At 57.1% G+C, this 19,843-nt stretch carries 27 protein-coding genes; 2 read left to right on the top strand and 25 right to left on the bottom strand.

Translation table 11 applies throughout. The features are described from left to right. Positions 1-161 precede the first annotated feature (161 nt). Positions 162-389 carry a putative cation transport regulator ChaB gene (chaB, locus tag ACJ8PN_RS10020; RefSeq protein WP_004934720.1) on the bottom strand — a complete coding sequence of 76 codons (228 nt, stop codon included), beginning with the start codon at positions 387-389 and terminating at the stop codon, positions 162-164. A gap of 130 nt (positions 390-519) precedes the next feature. On the opposite strand from chaB, the gene ACJ8PN_RS10015 reads away from it, so the two are divergent. After that, on the top strand, positions 520-1,338 hold the full coding sequence (locus tag ACJ8PN_RS10015) for a siderophore-interacting protein (RefSeq protein WP_171454231.1): 819 nt from the start codon (positions 520-522) through the stop codon (positions 1,336-1,338). Positions 1,339-1,632: 294 nt separating this feature from the next. Further along, on the top strand, positions 1,633-2,736 hold the full coding sequence (chaA, locus tag ACJ8PN_RS10010; protein WP_004934723.1) for a sodium-potassium/proton antiporter ChaA: 1,104 nt from the start codon (positions 1,633-1,635) through the stop codon (positions 2,734-2,736). Positions 2,737-2,773: 37 nt separating this feature from the next. On the opposite strand, the gene lpxO is transcribed toward chaA, so the two are convergent. The 24 genes from lpxO to ACJ8PN_RS09890 all read right to left on the bottom strand — a co-directional run bounded on the left by lpxO (position 2,774) and on the right by ACJ8PN_RS09890 (position 19,755). Beyond that, on the bottom strand, positions 2,774-3,676 hold the full coding sequence (gene lpxO / locus ACJ8PN_RS10005) for a lipid A hydroxylase LpxO (protein ID WP_025303230.1): 903 nt from the start codon (positions 3,674-3,676) through the stop codon (positions 2,774-2,776). A gap of 326 nt (positions 3,677-4,002) precedes the next feature. Then, positions 4,003-4,221: a DNA-binding transcriptional regulator gene (locus tag ACJ8PN_RS10000; protein WP_033643461.1), complete on the bottom strand. Its 219-nt coding sequence runs from the start codon at positions 4,219-4,221 to the stop codon at positions 4,003-4,005. A gap of 79 nt (positions 4,222-4,300) precedes the next feature. Beyond that, positions 4,301-5,470 carry a phage late control D family protein gene (locus ACJ8PN_RS09995; protein ID WP_442534868.1) on the bottom strand — a complete coding sequence of 390 codons (1,170 nt, stop codon included), beginning with the start codon at positions 5,468-5,470 and terminating at the stop codon, positions 4,301-4,303. Next, entirely contained in the window at positions 5,467-5,952 is a 486-nt protein-coding gene (locus tag ACJ8PN_RS09990) for a phage tail protein (RefSeq protein WP_442534867.1), read from the bottom strand. The genes ACJ8PN_RS09995 and ACJ8PN_RS09990 overlap by 4 nt, the downstream gene beginning before the upstream one ends. Before the next feature lie 12 nt (positions 5,953-5,964). Further along, complete coding sequence (locus tag ACJ8PN_RS09985; protein ID WP_442534866.1) at positions 5,965-8,412, bottom strand: phage tail tape measure protein; 2,448 nt, start codon at positions 8,410-8,412, stop codon at positions 5,965-5,967. Beyond that, positions 8,405-8,524 (bottom strand): GpE family phage tail protein, encoded by a 120-nt coding sequence (locus tag ACJ8PN_RS09980; RefSeq protein ID WP_342185137.1) that lies wholly within the window; start codon positions 8,522-8,524, stop codon positions 8,405-8,407. Before ACJ8PN_RS09980 ends, ACJ8PN_RS09985 begins: the two co-directional genes overlap by 8 nt. 32 nt (positions 8,525-8,556) lie before the next feature. Next, a complete protein-coding gene (locus ACJ8PN_RS09975) occupies positions 8,557-8,859 on the bottom strand; it encodes a phage tail assembly protein (RefSeq protein ID WP_021504041.1) in 303 nt (100 codons plus the stop codon). Between the two features lie 57 nt (positions 8,860-8,916). Next, positions 8,917-9,435 (bottom strand): phage major tail tube protein, encoded by a 519-nt coding sequence (locus ACJ8PN_RS09970; RefSeq protein WP_021504042.1) that lies wholly within the window; start codon positions 9,433-9,435, stop codon positions 8,917-8,919. Positions 9,436-9,451: 16 nt separating this feature from the next. Then, positions 9,452-10,621, bottom strand: coding sequence for a phage tail sheath protein (locus ACJ8PN_RS09965; RefSeq protein ID WP_442534865.1), 1,170 nt, complete (start codon positions 10,619-10,621; stop codon positions 9,452-9,454). 274 nt (positions 10,622-10,895) lie between these two features. Further along, a complete protein-coding gene (locus tag ACJ8PN_RS09960; protein ID WP_033643466.1) occupies positions 10,896-11,417 on the bottom strand; it encodes a tail fiber assembly protein in 522 nt (173 codons plus the stop codon). Position 11,418: 1 nt separating this feature from the next. After that, positions 11,419-13,512, bottom strand: coding sequence for a phage tail-collar fiber domain-containing protein (locus ACJ8PN_RS09955; protein WP_442534864.1), 2,094 nt, complete (start codon positions 13,510-13,512; stop codon positions 11,419-11,421). Between the two features lie 9 nt (positions 13,513-13,521). Further along, positions 13,522-14,055: a phage tail protein I gene (locus tag ACJ8PN_RS09950; RefSeq protein WP_197796653.1), complete on the bottom strand. Its 534-nt coding sequence runs from the start codon at positions 14,053-14,055 to the stop codon at positions 13,522-13,524. After that, positions 14,048-14,956 carry a baseplate assembly protein gene (locus ACJ8PN_RS09945; protein ID WP_442534863.1) on the bottom strand — a complete coding sequence of 303 codons (909 nt, stop codon included), beginning with the start codon at positions 14,954-14,956 and terminating at the stop codon, positions 14,048-14,050. The genes ACJ8PN_RS09950 and ACJ8PN_RS09945 overlap by 8 nt, the downstream gene beginning before the upstream one ends. A gap of 4 nt (positions 14,957-14,960) precedes the next feature. Beyond that, positions 14,961-15,311: a GPW/gp25 family protein gene (locus ACJ8PN_RS09940; protein WP_033643469.1), complete on the bottom strand. Its 351-nt coding sequence runs from the start codon at positions 15,309-15,311 to the stop codon at positions 14,961-14,963. Then, a complete protein-coding gene (locus tag ACJ8PN_RS09935) occupies positions 15,308-15,949 on the bottom strand; it encodes a phage baseplate assembly protein V (protein WP_198772300.1) in 642 nt (213 codons plus the stop codon). Before ACJ8PN_RS09935 ends, ACJ8PN_RS09940 begins: the two co-directional genes overlap by 4 nt. A gap of 101 nt (positions 15,950-16,050) precedes the next feature. Continuing rightward, positions 16,051-16,815, bottom strand: a complete 765-nt coding sequence (locus ACJ8PN_RS09930; RefSeq protein WP_342178831.1) for a hypothetical protein — start codon at positions 16,813-16,815, stop codon at positions 16,051-16,053. 92 nt (positions 16,816-16,907) lie between these two features. Then, entirely contained in the window at positions 16,908-17,357 is a 450-nt protein-coding gene (locus ACJ8PN_RS09925; RefSeq protein WP_172904699.1) for a phage virion morphogenesis protein, read from the bottom strand. Continuing rightward, positions 17,350-17,817 carry a phage tail protein gene (locus ACJ8PN_RS09920; protein ID WP_130054782.1) on the bottom strand — a complete coding sequence of 156 codons (468 nt, stop codon included), beginning with the start codon at positions 17,815-17,817 and terminating at the stop codon, positions 17,350-17,352. Before ACJ8PN_RS09920 ends, ACJ8PN_RS09925 begins: the two co-directional genes overlap by 8 nt. Next, positions 17,780-18,025: an Rz1-like lysis system protein LysC gene (gene lysC, locus ACJ8PN_RS09915; protein WP_230199809.1), complete on the bottom strand. Its 246-nt coding sequence runs from the start codon at positions 18,023-18,025 to the stop codon at positions 17,780-17,782. Before lysC ends, ACJ8PN_RS09920 begins: the two co-directional genes overlap by 38 nt. Beyond that, the gene (gene lysB, locus ACJ8PN_RS09910; protein ID WP_253296631.1) at positions 17,907-18,344 is read right to left on the bottom strand and encodes an Rz-like lysis system protein LysB; all 438 of its coding nucleotides are present in this window, start codon (positions 18,342-18,344) and stop codon (positions 17,907-17,909) included. The genes lysC and lysB overlap by 119 nt, the downstream gene beginning before the upstream one ends. Continuing rightward, positions 18,341-18,850 carry a lysozyme gene (locus ACJ8PN_RS09905; RefSeq protein WP_442534862.1) on the bottom strand — a complete coding sequence of 170 codons (510 nt, stop codon included), beginning with the start codon at positions 18,848-18,850 and terminating at the stop codon, positions 18,341-18,343. The genes lysB and ACJ8PN_RS09905 overlap by 4 nt, the downstream gene beginning before the upstream one ends. Next, positions 18,834-19,043 (bottom strand): HP1 family phage holin, encoded by a 210-nt coding sequence (locus tag ACJ8PN_RS09900; RefSeq protein ID WP_033652228.1) that lies wholly within the window; start codon positions 19,041-19,043, stop codon positions 18,834-18,836. Before ACJ8PN_RS09900 ends, ACJ8PN_RS09905 begins: the two co-directional genes overlap by 17 nt. A gap of 2 nt (positions 19,044-19,045) precedes the next feature. After that, positions 19,046-19,249 carry a tail protein X gene (locus ACJ8PN_RS09895; protein WP_442534861.1) on the bottom strand — a complete coding sequence of 68 codons (204 nt, stop codon included), beginning with the start codon at positions 19,247-19,249 and terminating at the stop codon, positions 19,046-19,048. After that, a complete protein-coding gene (locus ACJ8PN_RS09890) occupies positions 19,249-19,755 on the bottom strand; it encodes a head completion/stabilization protein (RefSeq protein WP_021504058.1) in 507 nt (168 codons plus the stop codon). The genes ACJ8PN_RS09895 and ACJ8PN_RS09890 overlap by 1 nt, the downstream gene beginning before the upstream one ends. Positions 19,756-19,843: the final 88 nt, after the last annotated feature.

The following is a 19,843-nucleotide window of genomic DNA, read 5'->3' as shown; positions in this document are numbered from 1 at the left end:
TCAATAACCGCGCCGATTAATAATGACCATATTCTTTTCCCGCCGCGCAATCAAGTTGCAAAGCGGCGTTAACGTGGAAAAGTATTTGTACTGAGCAGCAATAATATTAATTGCCGAGGTCAGCATAACGTCAGCGCGTTTTTTACCGGGGCATAAAGGCGTTACTTTTTATGCCAGCGTTCGTCGTCGCCCTTGCGATAGCTTTGCTTGACCGCCGCCCAGGCCACCTTATGCGCCGTCTCCTCCCGGCTGTCGTCACCGCGCCGATCGTCGGGATCCCGGTATTGTTGCCAGGCGCTGTTGAACGCTTCTTTATAGATCGCCTGCGCATGTTCCGGTAGCACATGCTTTACATTGTCCGGCAAGTCGCTCGTGTCTTGGTATGGCATCACGTCCTCCCGTGCGTATTGCGTGAACCTTAAGCCTAGCTCACACGCGGTTGCGCCTCAATGAGCAAACAATTCTCATTATCAAACGGCATGGTATACTCACCGCCAAACGACCTATAAGGAGATCCTCGTGACTACCGAAGCCCCCCGCTCACGCGCCCCCTACCTGATCGCCGTCAGCGCCGTACAGGACATCACCCCGCATCTGCGCCGCATCACCTTTACCGCTCCCGACCTGCGTTACTACCCGGCCAATGCCGCCGCTGCGCACATCAAAGTCTTTTTGCCGCTCGCCGGCCAGACGCAGCCGGATCTGCCGACGCTGACCGAAAACGGCCCGCGCTGGGCCGCGGACGCCGTGCGCCCGATCGTGCGCACCTATTCCATTCGCGCCGTGCGCCCGGAGCAGGCGGAAGTGGACATCGAGTTCGCCATCCATGACCACCAGGGCCCGGCGGTCGACTTTGCGCGCCAGGCGAAAATCGGCGATAAAATCGGCATCAGCAATCCAGGCGGCCCGAAACCGATGCTGCCGGCCGCCGACTTCTACTGCCTGGCAGGCGATCCTTCCTCGCTGCCTGCGTTGGCCGCGCTGCTGGAAAACCTGCCGCCACACAGTGCCGGACGCGCTTTCGTCCGCGTTGACAGCGCCGCCGACGTGATTGAGCTGAAGAAACCGGCGGACGTTGAAGTCAACTGGGTCGTTGGCGGCACGGAAAAAACCGACGAATTGATCGCACTGTTCCGCGCGCAGTCCTTGCCCCAGGGGGAAGCGCACTTCTGGCTCGCCGGTGAAGATCGCCTGGTGGTGGAGCTGCGCCGTTACCTGCGCCGCGAACGCCAATGCGATCGTAATCGTCTTTATGCCGTACCTTACTGGCGTGAGGGACTAAATGAAGAGGGTTATCATAATAAACGGCATGAAATCATGGATAATATTGACGACTAGCGGTCATATTTTCCTTGATTAACCACGCACTAAATAAGTAAACACGACTTTTCTCAAATCTAGCGTTGTAAATTGACGTTATTGCGTAAAAGTAAGTAAATAAAACCGCACCCCGTGCGGTTTTTTTGTTACTCTGACCACATAAAGCAAGCAATTGCTTTCTCAGATAAAAACAACATCACACCGGCGCCGCGGGTGTATCCTAATATAAAATACCTACTGGAAACGCAGAGTTGCCGCATCACGGCGACCGGCGCTGACGGGCTACGCTGTTTGAGAAGGAGTGCCACCCTCATGAAGTCGCAACACGATCCTGGCCGATCCACCAAATCTCGCCACACCGAATACTCGCTGATCTTCCCCATCGCCGCGCTGGTGGTGTTGAATTTATGGGGCAGCACCGCTAACTTTCCGCTGATCGTCGGCATCAATATTCTCGCGCTGGTGGGGATCCTCAGCAGCGCCTTCAGCGTGGTGCGCCACGCCGACGTGCTGGCTCACCGACTGGGCGAACCCTATGGCTCGCTGATCCTCAGCCTGTCGGTGGTGATCCTCGAAGTCAGCCTGATCTCGGCGTTGATGGCCACCGGCGACGCCGCGCCGGCGCTGATGCGCGACACGCTGTACTCCATCATCATGATCGTTTCCGCCGGCCTGGTCGGCTTCGCGCTGCTGCTCGGCGGGCGCAAGTTCGCCACCCAGTACGTCAACCTCGGCGGCATAAAGCAGTACCTGATGGCGATTTTCCCGCTGGCGGTGATCGTGCTGGTGTTCCCGAGTGCGCTGCCAGGCGGCAACTTCAGCACCGGGCAAGCGCTGTTGGTGGCGCTGATTTCCGCCGCCATGTATGGCGTATTCCTGGTGATCCAGACCAAAACCCACCAGAGCCTGTTCGTGTACGAGCATGAAGACGACGATGGCGATCCGCATCACGGCAAGCCCTCTTCGCACAGCAGCGCCTGGCACGCCGCCTGGCTCATCGTGCACCTGATCGCGGTTATCGCCGTCACCAAGTTCAATGCCAATCCGCTCGAAGGCCTGCTGACCAAAATGAACGCGCCGGCGCAGTTCACCGGTTTCCTGGTGGCGCTGCTTATCCTCTCGCCTGAAGGCCTGGGGGCGCTGCGCGCCGTGCTGAACAACCAGGTGCAGCGCGCCATGAACCTGTTCTTCGGTTCGGTGCTGGCGACCATCTCCCTGACCGTGCCGGCAGTCACCATCATCGCTACCCTGACCGGGCAGACGCTGATCTTCGGCCTGCAAACGCCGCATATCGTGGTGATGCTGACGGTGTTGCTGCTGTGCCAGCTGTCGTTCTCGACCGGCCGCACCAACGTGCTGAACGGCACCGCCCACCTGGCGCTGTTCGCCGCCTACATGATGACTATCTTCGCCTGATCAAAAAGGGGCGCACTCTGTGCGCCCCTGCCTTCGTTTATACCGAGAAGAATATCGCCGCGGCGATCCCCCCGAACAAAATCCACTTGATGATGTAATAACCGGTGCGGTTCCAGGCCTTCAGCCGTTTCCCCACCCGGCGTATCGCATAGATGTATTTGAACATCTTGTTGACGCCGCCGGTGCGATCGCCCTCTTCATTCGGCGCGGTGGCGGCGCTCATCAGATTGCGCCCCAGCCAGTGATTCACCGCCTGCGCCCAGCGGTAGCGCATCGGCCGTTCGATATCGCAGAACAGGATCAGGCGATTCTGCCCGCTCTGGTTTTCCGCGTAGTGCAGATAGGTTTCATCGAACATCACCCCTTCACCGTCACGCCAGCTGTAGCGCTCACCGTCCACCTCAATGAAGCAGCGGTCATCGTTGGGGGTAATCAACCCCAGGTGATAACGCAGCGAACCGGCGTAAGGGTCACGGTGGCGCGGCAACCGGCTGCCGTCCGGCAGTTCGGCGAACATCGCCGCCTTGACCGAAGGCAGGCTGCGCAGCAGTTCCGTGGTCTGCGGGCACAGGGTCATGGCGGAGGGATGGCTGTCTTCATACCATTTCAGATAAAAGCGTTTCCAACCGGTCTTGAAGAACGAGTTGAAACCAGCATCGTTGAATTGATCGGACGCTTTGATCTGCTGGATCTCCATCAGCTTCTGTCCTTCGTCGCGGATGGTTTCCCAGTTCTCCCGCAGTACCGCCAGTTCAGGGAACTGCTCCGGCTTCAGGTACGGCGTAGTCGGCACACGAGAAAACAGATACATGAAGACGTTCAGCGGTGCGGTAAAGGTGGAATGGTCAGACAGCTGCCGCCACACGTTGTAGCGCACCCGCCCGCGGTAATGCACATAGACGACGCATAAAATAAGCAAAATCAGAATGATATATTTCATGTTTGAATCGCAGCAAAAAACCCACACGCTATGCGCCGCGCGGCGCACACCCCAGATAGTGTCCTTTTGGCGGCACAGGCAAGCGGCGCGCCAATCTGGAACCCATTAATCATTAACGCTAACTCAACGAAAATCTATACAAATAACCACAATAATTTACACAAAGGTTAAACGAGAGGTGAGATTGCGGAGATAAAAAAGGCCGCCGAAGCGGCCTAGCAAAGATACATTAGTCATTTGAAGTAAAAGGATTTACTTCTAAGCGTGTCCACGCATTGACCACACTTCGAAAAAAAGCCCCGGATTTCCGGGGCTTGTTCGTTCGGTTACATCAACATGCTTTGCTGACCGTAATTGTTTGGGTGCGGCAATACCGGCACCACATGGCCGGGCTTCATAATGGTGCGCTCGATGGTTTCCATGGTGACAAATGTATGACTGCAATTGATGTTCTGACACTGGTGATAGCGCTCTTTGGTGTTCTCACTGAGATAACGACTTGAGCGAGCGTGTGCAGCAGTTCCGCAGATATTGCAATGAAACATAATTTATCACCTCCACCATTCAACATTGATAAAGTGATTTTAGACTTTTTATCTTTAATATCAATGAATTATTATCGATTCAATCTTGTTGGATTTCCTCCTCGTACTCCACATCAGAAAGCTTCACCTCAAGCTCTAACACCGTCGTGTAGCCGTTATCGCTGAGTGAATGGGTCACCTTAGTGATTGTCCACGCCTGCTCATCTATGACGCGCTTAAACCCCTTCACCGCTACCGGCGTTTCCGGATATAAATCTGCACGCCCCATGGCGAGACTGATAGAAAACTCCGCAACGCCACGTTGCAGCTTGTCCCACTTCGCCAGTGCGGCGCGCATCGCCTGCGCCTTGCTGGCATAGACTGTAGTGATGGCAAACACATTATCGGCCTCGCCGGTCATGTATTCCCCTTCCCTCGCCTCTTTCGGCTTGGCCGCCGTCTTCTTGGCAGTAACCGGTTTTGCCTTGGGGTGTTGCAGCGCGCGTAGGTGCTGCGGCTTCGGTTTGCGTTTGAGCTTGACCCGCTGCTTTTGCGGCTTCGGGTCTTTGGTGTGCAACCATTTCGCCGTCACGCCGGTATATGCGGCCCGGTCAGCAATCGCAAATTGATGCCGGTCACCGTCGCGGCGCTCGATGGTCATCTGCGGTATCGGCTTGCCGCTGGCGGTCACGCCATTACCGGCCCGGATAAATAGCAACCTACCGGCTTTTATCGACACTTCCGCCCCGTTGCGGCTGGCTAGTCGCGTCAAAAACTTGGCATCGGACTCCTGCGACTGGTCAATATGCGGGACTTTAATCCCGGCCAGCTCTTTCGCAACGCGGGCGGTCAGCTTGTTCCTCTCCGCAATTTTGGCAATCACCGCACCGAGTGTCGTGTCGTGATAGGACTCTTCCCGGCGGGCATTGAGCGAACCGCGAAAATCAGCGGAGCGGGCGCGAATAGTCAATGTGTCAGGCGTTCCCCGATGCTCTATCTCGTCGACGGTAAAGTTGCCTTTGTTGAACAATGGCGCACCCTGCCAGCCAAGATGAAGCGACAGCACTGCGCCCCGACCGGGCATCATGACCTGACCGTCGGCGTCGTCCAGTTCGATATCCAACTGGTCAGCCTCAAACCCGCGGTTGTCCGAAAGCGTCAGGGAGAGCAAGCGGGCGCTGATATCGTGCGTGATGTCCTTGTCGCCCATTTTGAGCATAAACGCCGGGGCGATGGTTGCCCCGGCATCCAGCGTCATCCCGGTAATCATTGGAGCAACCCTCCCGCCATGTTCCCCACCTTGGCCGCCAGCTCGCTCACCTGACCGAGCACCCCCTCGGCCTGCGCCTGCAAATCGCCATACATCGCCGTAAAGGATTCATCCACGCGCGTGAGCGTGAGCGTAAACTCGATGCGGCGGGCGCTGCCGGTGGAGAAAAACTCCGTGCGGGTTTCGCTGACGCTGTTCACGACAAACATGCCGTAAATCGTGCCGGTCCCTTCCAGCAGCGGCCACGCCTTGCCCTCGGCCGCCATCGCATCGAGCAGTTGCATCGAGATTTTGCCGCCGGTGATTTCGGGCAGCAGTACGCCGGACAGCGTGATTTTTTCCTCATTCACGCCGAGAAATTGCAGCGCAGGCCGCTGGCCGACGCGGCTGTTTGACGGCCAGCGATAATCTACCGAGCGCGCCAGCGTTTGATACGGCACCGTCTGCAACTGGAACACAAACAGCCCAAGAATCAGCATCATCAGCACATCCCCTTAATCCGTCGCCATATTTGAGCGTTGCGCCGCGCGGCGCTTGCGCTCCCGTTCTTCCACCACGTCCAGCAACATCCGCTTGGTTTCCGCCGCGCTGGCTCCGCCGGGGTGCTGGCTGCCGACGTGGAAATTATTGACGCTGTTATCCACATAAGATTTTCCGCCCCCGGCCGTAACCGGTACATAACCGCCCGTCAGCAAGCCACCCGACGGAGAATACCCGCGCCCGTTCGCCCCGTTGGAGTAGTCATTGGCCTTCTGCGCTTTCTTGTCGAGGTCGCTGGATTCAGCATTGATGACGCCAAGCTTTTCCAGCACCCAATCAATGCCCTGACGCAGCTTGTTGAATGCCCTGAGCGGCAGCATCAGCACGTCGGCCAATCCGCGGCCAAACGCCAGCCCGGCGTTTTTACAGTTGTCGAGGGTCTCCTTCGTCGATTTCACCGGCTCGATTAAATCTTTGAACCATTGCCAGACAGCCTTTAGCTTCTCGCCGAGCCAGTCAAAAACCGGCTTCAGCGGCCTGAACAACTCGCCAACCGGCGCAAATGCACTGATAAGCCCCTCAATAACGCCACTGAAAAAGGCACTGATAGGCTGCCAGTATTTACGAATCAGCAGCGCCCCGGCTACGATGGCCGCACCCACCGCCACAATCGGCCACGTCAGCGCGCCGAGCACGGCCATGATGGCCCCTCCCGCCACGCTAAAGGCTGTTCCCAGCGCGCCAGCAACCGCAATGATGCCGTTAATCCCCATGATGACCGGCCACGATGCCAAGCCAATCGCCCCCAACGTGCCGACAATCGCAAGGCCACCGAGCGCGACTTTGGCCAGCGTCCCGGCAAGCTCTTTGTTGTTTTTGATCCAAAGGTCAATTTTCAGCAGGAACTTTGTCGCGCGGGTTGTCAGCTCACGGAAAGGCGTTTCCAGTTGGTCATACATGTCGATTCCGATGGCCTCATAGGCGGACTGAAGCTCTTTCAAATCCCCACCGAGGTTGTCCTGCATGACTTTGACCAGCTCCTCCGTCTTGCCGTCAGACTCCCGGAGCAACTTGGTCAGGCGGTCAAGCTTGCCGGAAGCCGCATCCCCCATCAGCACCGCGGCGGCCGACGACGCTTCTTCGCCAAAGATGACTTTCATGTACTCCGCGCGCTGGGCGGTGCCGAGCTTGTTTTTATCGAAGCTCCTTTGCATTTCCTTCAGGATGGTGAACAGCGGCCGCATATTGCCTTTGCGGTCGGCGGTTTTGACGCCCAGCTCGCCCAATGCGTCATTCGCCTTACCCATGGGAGCCTGCAACCGGGTAATCACCGCGCGGCTCCCCGTACCGGCCATAGAGCCGGTAATTTTGGCATCCGCCAGCGCCCCGGCAATGGCCGCCGTTTCCTCGACGCTGATACCGGCATTTTTAGCCACCGGCGCGGCATAGGTCAGGGTGTCGCTGAGCCCTTCGAAGTTGGCGGCGCTCTTGTTCATGGTCTGTGAAATCACATCACCAATGTGTGCGACTTGGTCGTTTGCCAGCCCAAATGCGGATTTCACTCCCATCAGCAGGGTGGCGTTTTCCTCCATAGTTTTACGGTTGGCCAGCGCCATATTGAGCGTGACCGGCGTCGCGGCGGTGATCGCATCTTTGTCGCCGCCCGCTTTGGCAATGATGATTTGGGCCCCGGCAGCGTCATCCGCCGACGCTGCCGTGTTATCACCAAGCTGCCGCGCCTGCGTGCGAAGCGCCAACATGTCAGCCGAGTCTTTTGCCACGCCGAGCACGGCCTGTAACTCGGAGTTTTTTTGCGCAAAATCATACCCCGGCGTCAGGAGCTTTTTGGCGGCAAAACCGCCCACGGTTGCAGCGCCGACACCCGCAGCGCCCACGCCCGCCACACTGCCCGCCAGTTGCTTTCCGGCCTGATAGCGCTGGCTCACTGCACTGAGTTTTGCCTGCTGCTGGCTGACGCGCGACAACGCCTCCCGCTGGCGGTTGAGCTGGGCGGTGGTCTCACTGATGGAGGATTTCAGGCGGCGCTCGTCGGTGGCGAGGGTGCGCGTGTTAATCCCGGCCTGCGCCAGCTCTTGGCGCTGACGCTGCACCGACTGACGCAGCCCGTTATATTTGAGCTGCAACTCGGCGGCCGAGCGCTTGGCCGCCTCCATCAGTTGCGCCTGTGCGCGGGTCGGCTTCTCGGTATTTTTAAACTGCACCGCCAGCGCGGCGGCTTCTTGTTTGGCTTTTGCCAGCGCCTGACCGGTGACCGCCAGTTGAGCACTCGATTTACGGAATCCCTCGACGCGCCCGGCCTGTGCGTTCAGCTCTTTAAGGTTTTGCCGGGTGTCGCGGATTTGTGCAGACAGCGATTTACTCGCTGTCTGGATGCTTTTAAACGGGCGGCTCGCTTGGTCAACGGCTTTGAGTAGCACCTGCAACCTGACGTTGTTACTCATTCGTTTGTCCGCTTCGGTGGAGCGCTTTGTCGCGCCAGTTGAGGAGTTCTTGCGGTGTCATCAGGTAAAGTTCTGACGGCGGCCAGTGAAAAATCGTCGCGATATCCGCCATCAGGTCATCAACCGACAAACCGGCAGGAAAATCTAGCGTGCCGAACTCGGTGCCAAAAAACCGATAACCTTCCCGGCCAGCGCCACAAGGTCAGGCAGCTCCAGCGCTGCGACTTCACTTTCGGTCAGTGGCGGATACGTCATGCGCGGCAGCACCTTAATCAGCGCATCGACTTCAGAGTTAGCCAGCGCAGCCAGCCCGACGCCGCGCAGAGTACCGGCATTGGGCTTGGTCAGCGTCACCGTATCGATAAAGGTTTCGCCGCGCTTGACGGGAGTATCCAACTTCACGACGTTCGGGTTTTCGGTTGTGGCGATGATTTTTTCGTCTTTCATGATGTGATTCCGGTTCAGTCAGGGGAATGGCGGCCGGACCTGCCGACCGCCCGGTGATTACAGCCCGATATTGCGACGGTGCTGCGCCAGCATGTCGACGCCGTTCACGCGTTCAACCATGTTGACGGTGTCCACTTCGATGCGCTCTTTGCCATCGACGGTCAGTTTGAAATAGGTGCATTGCGTCGAGATTTTTGTCTCGGTGTCCTCGCCCTGTTTCTGGTCGCCAAAATCAAACTCTTTGTGGCGGCCACGCAGCACAATCTCAACGGCGACCATATCGCCGGTGTCATCGCGCTGGTAAGAACCGCAAAAACGAAGCGGCACCGATGCAGCACTGGCGGCGGCGTACTGCGCCCAGAGCTGGTCATCGGGGAAACCGCCGATAGTCCACTCGACGCTGAGGGCATCATCGTCTAACCCCATATCGACCGGGGCCGCACCGTTCATACCGCCGCCGCGATAGTTCTCCAGCTTGCGCGTCAGTTTCGGCAGCGTCACAGAGCTGACCACACCCATATAGCTCAGGCCGTCGTTAAACAGGTTGAGGTACTTCAGTTTGCGCGGGAGTGCCATGGTTTAACGCGTCCTCTTAGCTGTTGACGCCAGCGGCCAGATTCACCAGATATTTATCGGTGATACGCTGGCGTAGGGTCAGGTCTTCCAGTGGGGGAACCGGGGTATAGTCATAATCGATATACAGTTTCCCGGCTTTCAGGGTCTCTTTATCGTTGGCCGATTCGTCGTACCAGCAATCCGCATCGATGATGTAGCCGTTGGATTTCAGCTCGCGGAATTTGGCTTTGATGCCCTCGACAATGTCGCGGATAAGCGTCGCAGTGACCGGCTTATCCACCGCCCACATGTGCGCCTCGGCCATGGTGTCAGCCAATACCTGCGCGGTGCGAGTGTAGTTTTCGAACAGGAACAGCGGGTCATCAGAGCAAGAGCGGTTGCCCCAGAAGCGAAAACCATCTTTGCGCACCAGCGTGGTGACCCCCGCCTCATTGAGCAGGTCGGCATCGGTGCCGGGTGCCTGCAAATCCCAGAACACGCTGGCGGAAATGCCGGTCACGCCATTGACGCCGACGTTAGAAAGCGTTTTATGCCAGCCGGTTTCTGTGTCGATTTTGGCGCGCAGCCCCAACGCGCGAGCGGTGGCATGAGCCGTGGCGCTGACGTTGCCGGTGGTATCCCACGCGAGGAAATCCGGCCAAATGAGCATCAGCTCACGCTGACTGAAATTGTCGCGGTAGGCGATGGCCTCGGAAATGCTTTTGCAGCCGTACGCGCTGATATAACCGAACGCGCGCAACTGCTGGCAAATCCCGGCCAGCGCCGTCGCCACTTCCAGCGAATCCAACCCCGGCACGCCCAGAATGCGAGGTTTCACACCGGTGACGGCCTGCGCAGTGAGCAAAGCTTTCATGCCGGTGTAGCGGCCGTTTTCGTCCGCGCCGCCGATGATGTTTGACGTGGTTTCCGCCGCATCTTTGCCCTCTTCTACGCGCACAACAACCGTCACCGGTTTGCACTGGTCGCCAATGGCTGACAACGCTTTCGTCAGCGTGCCGGATTTCCCGGCCTTACCGGCAGCGGCTATCACATCGGTAATCAGTACCGGGGTGTTGAGCGGGAAAAGCTTCGGGTCGGCATCTTTGCCGGTGCAGACCATGCCGACGACAGCCGTCGATACGGTAGAGATGACGCGCGTGCCGTCATTAATTTCGACGACGCGCACACCGTGATGATAATCGCCCATTAACTTGCTCCATAGTGAGTAGGTGCAGGCATGATGACGCCCAGCGCACCGGGCCGCACGCGGTGGGCGCTGGAAGGCCGACCAGACAACAGACCGGGCCGGATTGGCGAGCTTGGCGGGAATAACGATCGTTTGCGCCGATCAATAACGCTGCATTGATCTATGCAATCAATTGGACGGATTTTAGCCGGGCGGGGTAAGGTCGAAGAGTAGACGCGGCAACATCAGGGAAAGCCGCAAATACCAAAGCCCGCATCGCTGCGGGCTTTTTTTCTTAGAGGCCGGGAACCACTGGCCAGTTAATCTCCGGGGCTGACATATCAAGACGATTCACCGTCACACGGTATTTTTTCCAGTCCGCCAACAGCGCTTTTTCTGCCTCGGTCGCCATATCCAAATCAACAGCATCCTGAAGCGGCGCGACAGCCTTACCCGCGCTCGCCAGCAATTCATTTTTTCTGGCTTCGGCGCTCGCCATCCTTTCTTCAGCGGAATAGATGCGCTGGCTCACCTTCTTACCGTCAAACACCCACTCACCATTAGCCAGACAGCGCTTTGGTAGTTTCGTTGGGTTCAGCTCAATAACCGATAAGCCAATCGGCCACAGCATCGACACATCGCTATTAATCGCGCAGATAATGCCGCTTTCGTCATAAGCCAGTTTTACGGTGTCCGGCGAAAACAATTTTTGCGCGGCGTACCAGTCAATACCGTTATCATCCTGAAGATAAATCACGTTCTCGCCGAGGAATAATTCTTCCGGCGTGTATCTTTTCAAATTCTTAATGTGTTGCATTTTACACCGTTCCAATTGTTGCCCATGTGCCGTTAATTAGCACCTGAACCGCTGAATAAGCGCCCCAGATTGAGGGGTTGTAGTTTGAGCCGGACATACCCGTATAAACACAGCCCGACGGTAAATCGATGCGCCCGCCGGTATCCGCGATAACCGTGCGCCCGGCCATGCGCACACCCTGAACCAAATGCTGATAGGCCCAATTCTGCGCATTGTTTTGCGCAGCCGAGATATTTTGATTAAGCCAGTTGCTGAGATAACCGCCCCAACAACTGCCTTGAACGTTGCCGTCAGGGTGCCACGTCGTACCGCTTGATGTGGTGATCGCGGGCCAGTTACCGCCGATGTGCATACCCGACTCAAAGGCGGCGGCACCGGTTCTGACATCCACAGAAAACGGGCGCAGGTTGTTGAATGTGCCGTACTGGTCGTTTTCTTTTGTCAGCAGCAGGTAAAGTCGGTTGCCGTCATTGCGCCAGAAGGAGCCGAACCCGCCGCCGACCATGCGATAATTATCAATGTGGGTAGATTGGATCTCCGCGCTGGTCTTTAGCGTCCCGGTTAACTGCCCGCCGGTCTTCGCCAGATAGCGGCCATCTGCTTCGGTTTTATTCCATGCGTTGACGTCACCGGCCAACAAATTCACATCAGCGGACAGCGGCTTACCGTTCACCTTGATGGAACGGAGCGCGTATTTCTGGGCGGCCTGCGCGTCGGTCAGCGCGCCGACTTCTGCCGCAGTGGGTTTGTAGTCCGTCGTATAAACTCGCGCCCAGCGGAGCGAAGCCGCGCTGTCTTTTCGCATCGAGCGCAAATAAAACGCCATATCGCCGGAGCCTACGGCAAATTGCACATTGCGGAACTCGTTCACTTTGCCGGTAAACAACACCCCCATGCCGCCCGGCACGGGATAGCCCTTATTGGCAGTGGCAACCAGTGATTCTACGGTAAAGCCATTTTCGCGATTTAAGTCATCGTCAGCATTGGCGGTATTTTCGTTCGGGAATACGATACGCGGCAGAGTTAACGCCCCTTTCATCGTGTCGCCGGTCTGTTTTACAAATCGGCCATCGGACTCTGTTTTACTCCATGCGCCAACGTCTGCCGCCGTCGGTTTAAACTTCGTCGTGTAAGCCTGAAACCATACCACCCCATTACTGGGGATGTTCGAACGGCCAAAGAAAGCGTTGCCGTTGTTTTGTACCGCCATATACGCGCCCGACGGACCACCGTCGCAGGGCAAACTCAGCACGCCATAAACATCACCGCCCGGCGTATTCTTTGATGAACTATTAACCCGGTAGATTTCAGCCTGATTGCAATACGCATCTTCCCGATGACGTGAGCCGCTTCCCAATCCAAATGCGCCGACCTCCATCAGTTGCCCGCCATCCACCCCGACGTTTTTCGTCGCGGCCGTGCCTAACGCCAAATTGCCGCGCGCGGCGGCTTTGTCGGTAAGGTCTGAGAGGTTCGCGGCCTTCTTCATGCTGGCTTCGTTGACCGCTTTTAGCGCTTTGGGTGTGCTGGCTTTCGTTTCGTCGGTACTGGTTGTCGCGCTGCTCAGCTGTACCAGCCCCTTCGCCGTGGTGCTGGCGTCCGGGTGATTGCGGGTTTTCTCATGCGCGGTAATCGCGTCGGTAACATAGTCTTTTGTCGCCAGCACGGTATCGCCACCGGCAATTACCTGAATCGCCTCGGTGCTGCTGACAATCAAAATCATGCGCAGCGTCTGCGTGCGGCCGCTGCCCTCTTCGAGCTTCGGCTTGTAGCTCTCCGCCATATTGCTGACGGCAATCAGCGTCCCGGCCTCGTCATAGAGGCCCATTTCACGCAGCCAGAAGCCGCCAACGTTCGCCGGAATAATCATCTCGGCCAGAATGTGATTTTTCAGCGCCTTATCGATAGTCAGCCCGTTGAGCGCCGCGCGGTATTTCTCGTTGACGAGTTTTGTTTGCGCCGGATTGGGCGTCGGCAGCATGCCGTTCCCGTCGCCGACGGCCATAGAGACGATTTTCAACTGCGTGCCGCCCACGCTGGCGGCGGCAATCTTGGCCGCCCCGGCGGTGGTAATAATCGCTTTGTATTTGTTCATGATTTTCTCTTATCCGGGGTAAACGGTAATGACATCACCATCAATGGCGGCCGCGCCGGTGTAAATCTGGCCGGGGATGTCCTGCAAAATGTTGAGGCCAATCAGGTGGCGGCTCAGGGGCTTGGCGTCGGCGATAAGGCGCTCCATTTCCTGATACATTTCCTCGGTGATACCGGTTTCCAGCACGCCAATATCGAGCCGGAACGTACCGGGCGGATCGGCACCTTCGGTGTGAAACCACTCAATGACGTTAATCAGGTAGCCGAGCGGCTCCACCACGCGGCGCACGGCACCGATGGTGCCCTTGTGCCGGTGGATGTAGAACGCGGCCGAAACAACGCCCCGCTTGACGTCCTCCGGCCAAGCCTCATCCCATCTATCAACGGAGAACGCCCACGCCAGATAAGGCAGCAGATGCACCGGGCAGGTTTTCGGGTTCCACAGGTCACGCAGCGGAACCGGCACGCGCTCCAGCTCGGCACACGCGGCAGCGGCAGCGACTTCCAGTACTGAGGAGCCAACAGGCAATAAGCGATTAGTCATCGGCGCGCCCCGGTGTGATGTTCACGCCGGTGCAGTAGCCCGCCTGCGTTTTATCAAGCACGATGTCGGCGACCGGTTGAGCAACTTCAACACGTTCAACGCCTTCCACGGTCAGCGCCGCGATGATGCCGGAACGCCGGATACTGCGACCTAAGCGGCGCATGGTCAGCACATAATTGTGTAAACGTTGTTTTGCCGCAGAGAGGATCGGCGCAACCTCCGGGCCGGGGTACAGGTATAAAACGGCCTCGATGCCATACGGGGCAATTTTGGCCGATTGCACGATGACGCGATCGGCGACAGGACGCACGTCCTCGTCATTCAACGCGGTGCTGACCACCTGCAACAGCTCAGCGCTGGCGCTGCCGTCGCCGTCCCGTGACAACACGGTGACGGTCACGTTAGCCGGTGATGGGCTGATTGCCGTCACATCAGCCACCCGACCATCGGCCGAGCGGGCGTGAAAACGGTAGGAACCGGCAGAACCTGCTGTGCTCATCCCCTCGAACGCGTCTTGCAGGCGTAGGCGGTAATCTTCATCCGCTTCCATAACTGCCGGTGTTGGCGGAATGGTGCTTTCATCCGCCGAGGCAATCACCAGTCGCGGCGTGTTGAAGTTCGCGCCGAGCTGGTCAAGGTCTTCGCCGGTGGCGTGCGCCAGCATCACCGCTTTGGCGGCATCGTTAACGCGCTGGCGTAGCAATACCTCCCGATACGCATTTTCCTGAAGCAGCTTGACGATAGGCTCCGATTCAAGCGCCAAAGTTCGGGCAACAGCTTCCTGCTGGTCGGCCGGGTACAGGGAAATCAGCGTCGCTTTGCGCTCGGCAAACAGGGTTTCATAGTCCAGCGGCTCAACGACGTTCGGCGCAGGCAGTTGGCTTAAATCGATAGTGGCCATAGTGTCAGCTCAGTGGGACGGTTAACGAAAATGTGCCGCCGGTGGTGTCTTGGCGCACGCCGGTAATGTCAACGAACATCTGACCGTTGAAGGTCTTCTCGAAGGTGATGGACGTTAGCCTGATGCGCGGCTCCCATTTGAGGATTGCCATGTAGCAGGCAGCCATCACCTGCCCGTTCACCGCCGGGCTTTGTGGCTGGTCAATCAGGGCAGACAACAGCGAGCCATATTCCCGCCGCATCACTCGGGAGCCGACAGGGGTAATGAGGATGTCGCGAACGCTCTGGCTGATATGCTCGCTGTCCGTCAGGGTCTGGCCGGTGTCCCGGTTCATGCCGATATATCGCACGGTCATCGGGTTTCCTCCGTCCAGTCTCCGCCGCGCTGCACACCACCGTGGCCGTGTTTATCCACCTGCACGCCGTTGGATTTAAAAGTACCCCCGCCGTGATCGATATCGCCCGACATTTTCCCGCCCTTTTTCAGCTCCAGCGTGTCGGCGGTCAGCTTGTTGGTGCAGACCACCTCCGGTGTATCAAGCGTGATTTTTTGACTGGCGATAATCGTCACCTTCGGCGCAGAAACGTCGACGGCTACTTGCGCACTGATATTGGCCGTTTTAATGCCGGTAACGCTCAGCGCGCCGGTTTTGGGCTCATATTCGATGACCGCACCATCGGGAAAACTGGTGTGATATGCCTCCGGCGACACTGACGGAGCCGGAAAATCGTCGGAGTTGATAGCTGGCAGCACAAAGGCGGCATCCAGCTCGCCACCCAGTGCCAGCACAACCACTTGCTCACCGATGGAGGGTGCCCACCATGTGCGCGCACCTCCGGCACGGCAGGCCAACCACTGCAACCAGTCCGTCGTATTGCCGCCCAATTGAACGCGGCAGCGCGGCGGAGCGTACTGAACATCTACGATGACGCCTATGCGAATGAGGTCGCGCACAGCGCGAGCGAGTTCTGAAATCGATTCGAGTGTGTTCATGGTGGGAAGGATGCCGCTGAAGAGATCCAGCGGCAATTGACGTGCGTGCTTTGGCAGGGGAAACAACAGTCTGACGCGTACTTTGTTAGATGTAGCTAATCCTATCGCTTACCTTTTTTCTTCCCCTTCTTATTTTTTCTTAATTGAGCACTAAACTTGGCCCTTTCCTTCTTCGCAGCCTCGTTCCATAACTCAGCTGCATTCGCACTCATCTCATACAGATTATTCGTTGGTCTAAAACGCTTAAGCAAATCCATTATCACCGGCGATGGCTCAATGGTTTTACTATCCATGAAAAAGACAATTTGGCCCGAGAAGAAAAAAAGAGAAATAGAAAAACAAAAGACTGTTATCTGATTCCAAAGTGCACGTGATGTTTCATAAACACCATTGGCAACATTCAGCGTCACATTCAAAAAGTAAAGGGAAAGAGCGATAGACACCAAGCAAATAACAAAGGCCGGGAGCTTAGGATATTTGATTGCCCCAACTTTATATTTAAAAAGACGCAATAAACCTAAATTCCCCATAATCATAAAGCTGAACCCAGCCATACTGATATCTAAACTTACAGCAGTAAATTTCTGTGGAGAGCACGAATAAATGATAACAGTGAACACTGAAAGTAAAAAAAGCACAATAAAATCTTTTTTTAATGTGTTGTGGAATCTTATCATGTACGGTGAGTTCTTTTTCAACATCGCCATACTAAAATCATAAAGATACAAAACAGCAAGTCCCCAAGTCACACTAGGGAGACCATCCCGATACATACTGACAAGCATATCTATCGGATTACCAAACTGAAACCATCGCAAAGACCATAAAGATGGAATTACAAGAGCCAAAAAAAGCACAAACTTCATCCCTTTTCTCCTTTTTTCCAGACAGCAATGAATGCTGTCAAATTCATCCCACTATCAATCCTTAGAATAGTCCGCCACGGATTTATAACGCGTTATCCGTTCAATCGGGAAATGATAACATCTTCCACAATCTGCCGGTCAACGTCACCAAAGCCCAATAACGGCCGCGCCTCATATTGCACGTCCCGACTATGGCGGGTCGGGCGGTCACGTAAGCCCTCTTGGTGCACCCGCGCGATACGCTGCACGCGCCCGGCAAACTCGACCAGCGCCTCATCAGCGGTGCCTTTGGCTTTCATGTATCGATGGGTGCGCAGTTTGGCGAACATCTCGCGCTTAACTCGCCCTTTTTTGCTACGAACCGGCTGCCGCTTACGGGCGGCATACTGCGTGCCGTCCGGTGCCTGCTGGCGCTTAATGCGCTGCTGCTGGCTGATGCGCAGCCGCTTCGCAATCTCGGCCGCCATCTGGCGACGACGGGAAGCCGATAGCCCGGCAATCAGCCCGGCGAGTTTGTCATCAAAAGGCTTAAGCTCACTCATCCCACGCGCTCACCAGCTCACCGTTAATGTAAAGCTCCATCGGGCGCGCTACCGGCTCAGGCAGCGGCGGCTCCGGCACATGGGACACATGCAGCGCCCGGTCAACTTCCTTCACCAGCGTGCGCTCAGTCAGTTGCAGGCTGATACTGATGTCATAACTGTCGTCGTTGTTGATGTCGGCGAAGTAGGTGAACCCCTTTTTCTTGCCCTCGTCCGTGGTCATGATATCGGGCTGATTCTCCCGCAACCACGCCCCAATCGGCACCAGCAGCAAATCCACATCATCCGGGTAATCTTGGACTATCACATTGAGCGTATAGCGATTCTCAAATGACAGAGAGGCGGCCAGCGTAGCCCCGATGACGCCGCTGTCGATAAATATGCGCAGCATATCCGGATTAGCCCTGAGCTTCGGCACCGCGTCATAAAGCGCTTTGCGCAGACTTTTCGGCTTTAACATCGAGTTCCTCCTGACACTTTTTCACGGTCTCCACCTGAAGCGCACAGCTTGCCAGCGCGCGCTCAAGATTGAAGATATCGGTGCTTAAATCACCGTTGGTCTTCGGGTTGCTGCCGGGCAGCGGGCAACTGCTGACCTTCGGACAGCCAGCGTAAATAATCGTCGGGGGTGGCGAAGTCGGGGCGGGAATGCAGCCGGATAACGTCATCAGGCAAAGCAGACTGATACCAGCGGCGCAGCGCTTCATTTTCATTGAGCAGCCTCGTAATGGTGTGATTGCGGCGGGTGGCCAACTGGTCAGCGGCGGCGATGCGCTGGCGCAACATGACCTGTTCGCGCTCGTTGCGCAGAGCGCTATCCTGTAGCGCAGCGATAGCCGCGCGACTTTCGGTTAGCGCTGCCGCCACCCTGACGTTTTCCAGCTTCGCGGCATCCAGACTGTCGCCGAGCGTAATGACCTGCCATTTCAACAAAGCAATGACCGCCAGCAACACCAGCGACAGAAAAAGCTTATTACCGCGACTCATAATACCCCCGTCATACACAGCGCCAGCTCGCGCGCCCGGCGATTCTCCAGCCCGGCAGACCTGACGCCGTTGACGAATACCCAGCGGGGAAGCTGATTGCACGCGGCGGGCCACTGCTTTTTATTGATGAAATGCGCCAGCGTTGACGCGCACGCAGCGCCCTTGCCGACGTTGAACGCAAAGCTGACCACGGCGTCATAGACCGGCTGCGGCATGGTCACCGGCATACACTGCGCAAGGCGTTTCTCGACCTGCATGACATCGGCCACCAGATTGACCGCGGCTTCGCGCTCAGTGATAACCCCGCCGGGTTTCACCCCGGCAGTGTGGCCGATACCGCTCGTCCAGACGCCCGCGCTACACTGATAAGGGCTCAGGCGGCACCCTTCCAGATTGGCAATCAGCTCAAGGCCCGCCATTGACGTATGCAACCGGGTAAAATCCGGCAACAACACCGCCAGCGCCAGCACGACGGCGACACTGCAACGTTTAACGATTGATTTCATCGAAAACCTCCCGTCGAATGCCGACATTTTTCAGCAGCAAATAGCTTTTGCGGCGGTAGTACCAGTTGGTGACAAAGGTGCCGACGCCGACCACCGCACCGACAATCAGTGCGATGTCCTGCGCGGAATACTTTCCGACCCATGCCAGCAGCACCGCGACGGCATAAGCAATGAACGATGTGACTTTCTCCATGGTTAATCCCATAGCTGAACGGTTTCGGATGCCGGGGCGGTATCAATGACCGGCAGCGTGACCACCGTGCCATGCGGCAGGATGATACCCAGCTCAGCCAGCCCCGGATTCGCCAGCAGCACCGCCTCGAGCACGCCCCCGGTGCGGCCGTAGACGCGATAGCACAGTGCGTCGAGCGTGTCCCCCTGAAGCGCGATGACGTTCATCAGATTTGCCCGACAATGCAGCGCGGCTTACCCTGCAACCGGGCGATTGACCAGCGCATATCCCGCCAGTGCTCATCAATGGACACCTCGACGCTGTCGGCCTTTTTATCCCCCTTGGCGCTGGCATCCGCACCCCGGTAGCGCTCGTACAGCGTGGCGGTTGTCATGGCGCAGACCGCACTAAGGTAGTGAAAGCACTTCTCACTTTCGCCGTCGACTTCGTCGGCCGGTACGTCGGCCAGCGTTTTGAAACCGGCGGCGAGTTGCTGCTCGCGATAGAGATACAGCTCGGCATTCGTCTCCGAGATACCGCTGCGAATGGCAAAGCGCAGACGCTCCGGCGATACCGTGTACTCAAGACGCATCAGCTCGCGGATGCGCTTCGGGTCAACATCCGGGAAAAAGAACGTGTTTTTAATCACCGGCTCCGGTACATCCGGTTGCGGGATAATGGCCGTCGGCTCGTCCGGCGGCTTAATCGGGTTACGCATAATCACTGTCGTCATGACGACCTCAAAAATAGGGGGCGGTGGACGGCGGCCTTGATACGTCAAAAGACGCTCGCGGCCACCGTGCCGCCCGGCGCGGGGCGCG

The sequence above is a fragment of the Serratia sp. CY76391 genome, assembly GCF_052166695.1.
GTDB classification, from domain to species: Bacteria; Pseudomonadota; Gammaproteobacteria; order Enterobacterales; family Enterobacteriaceae; genus Serratia; species Serratia nematodiphila.
This window is presented reverse-complemented; position numbering and strand designations above follow the sequence as displayed.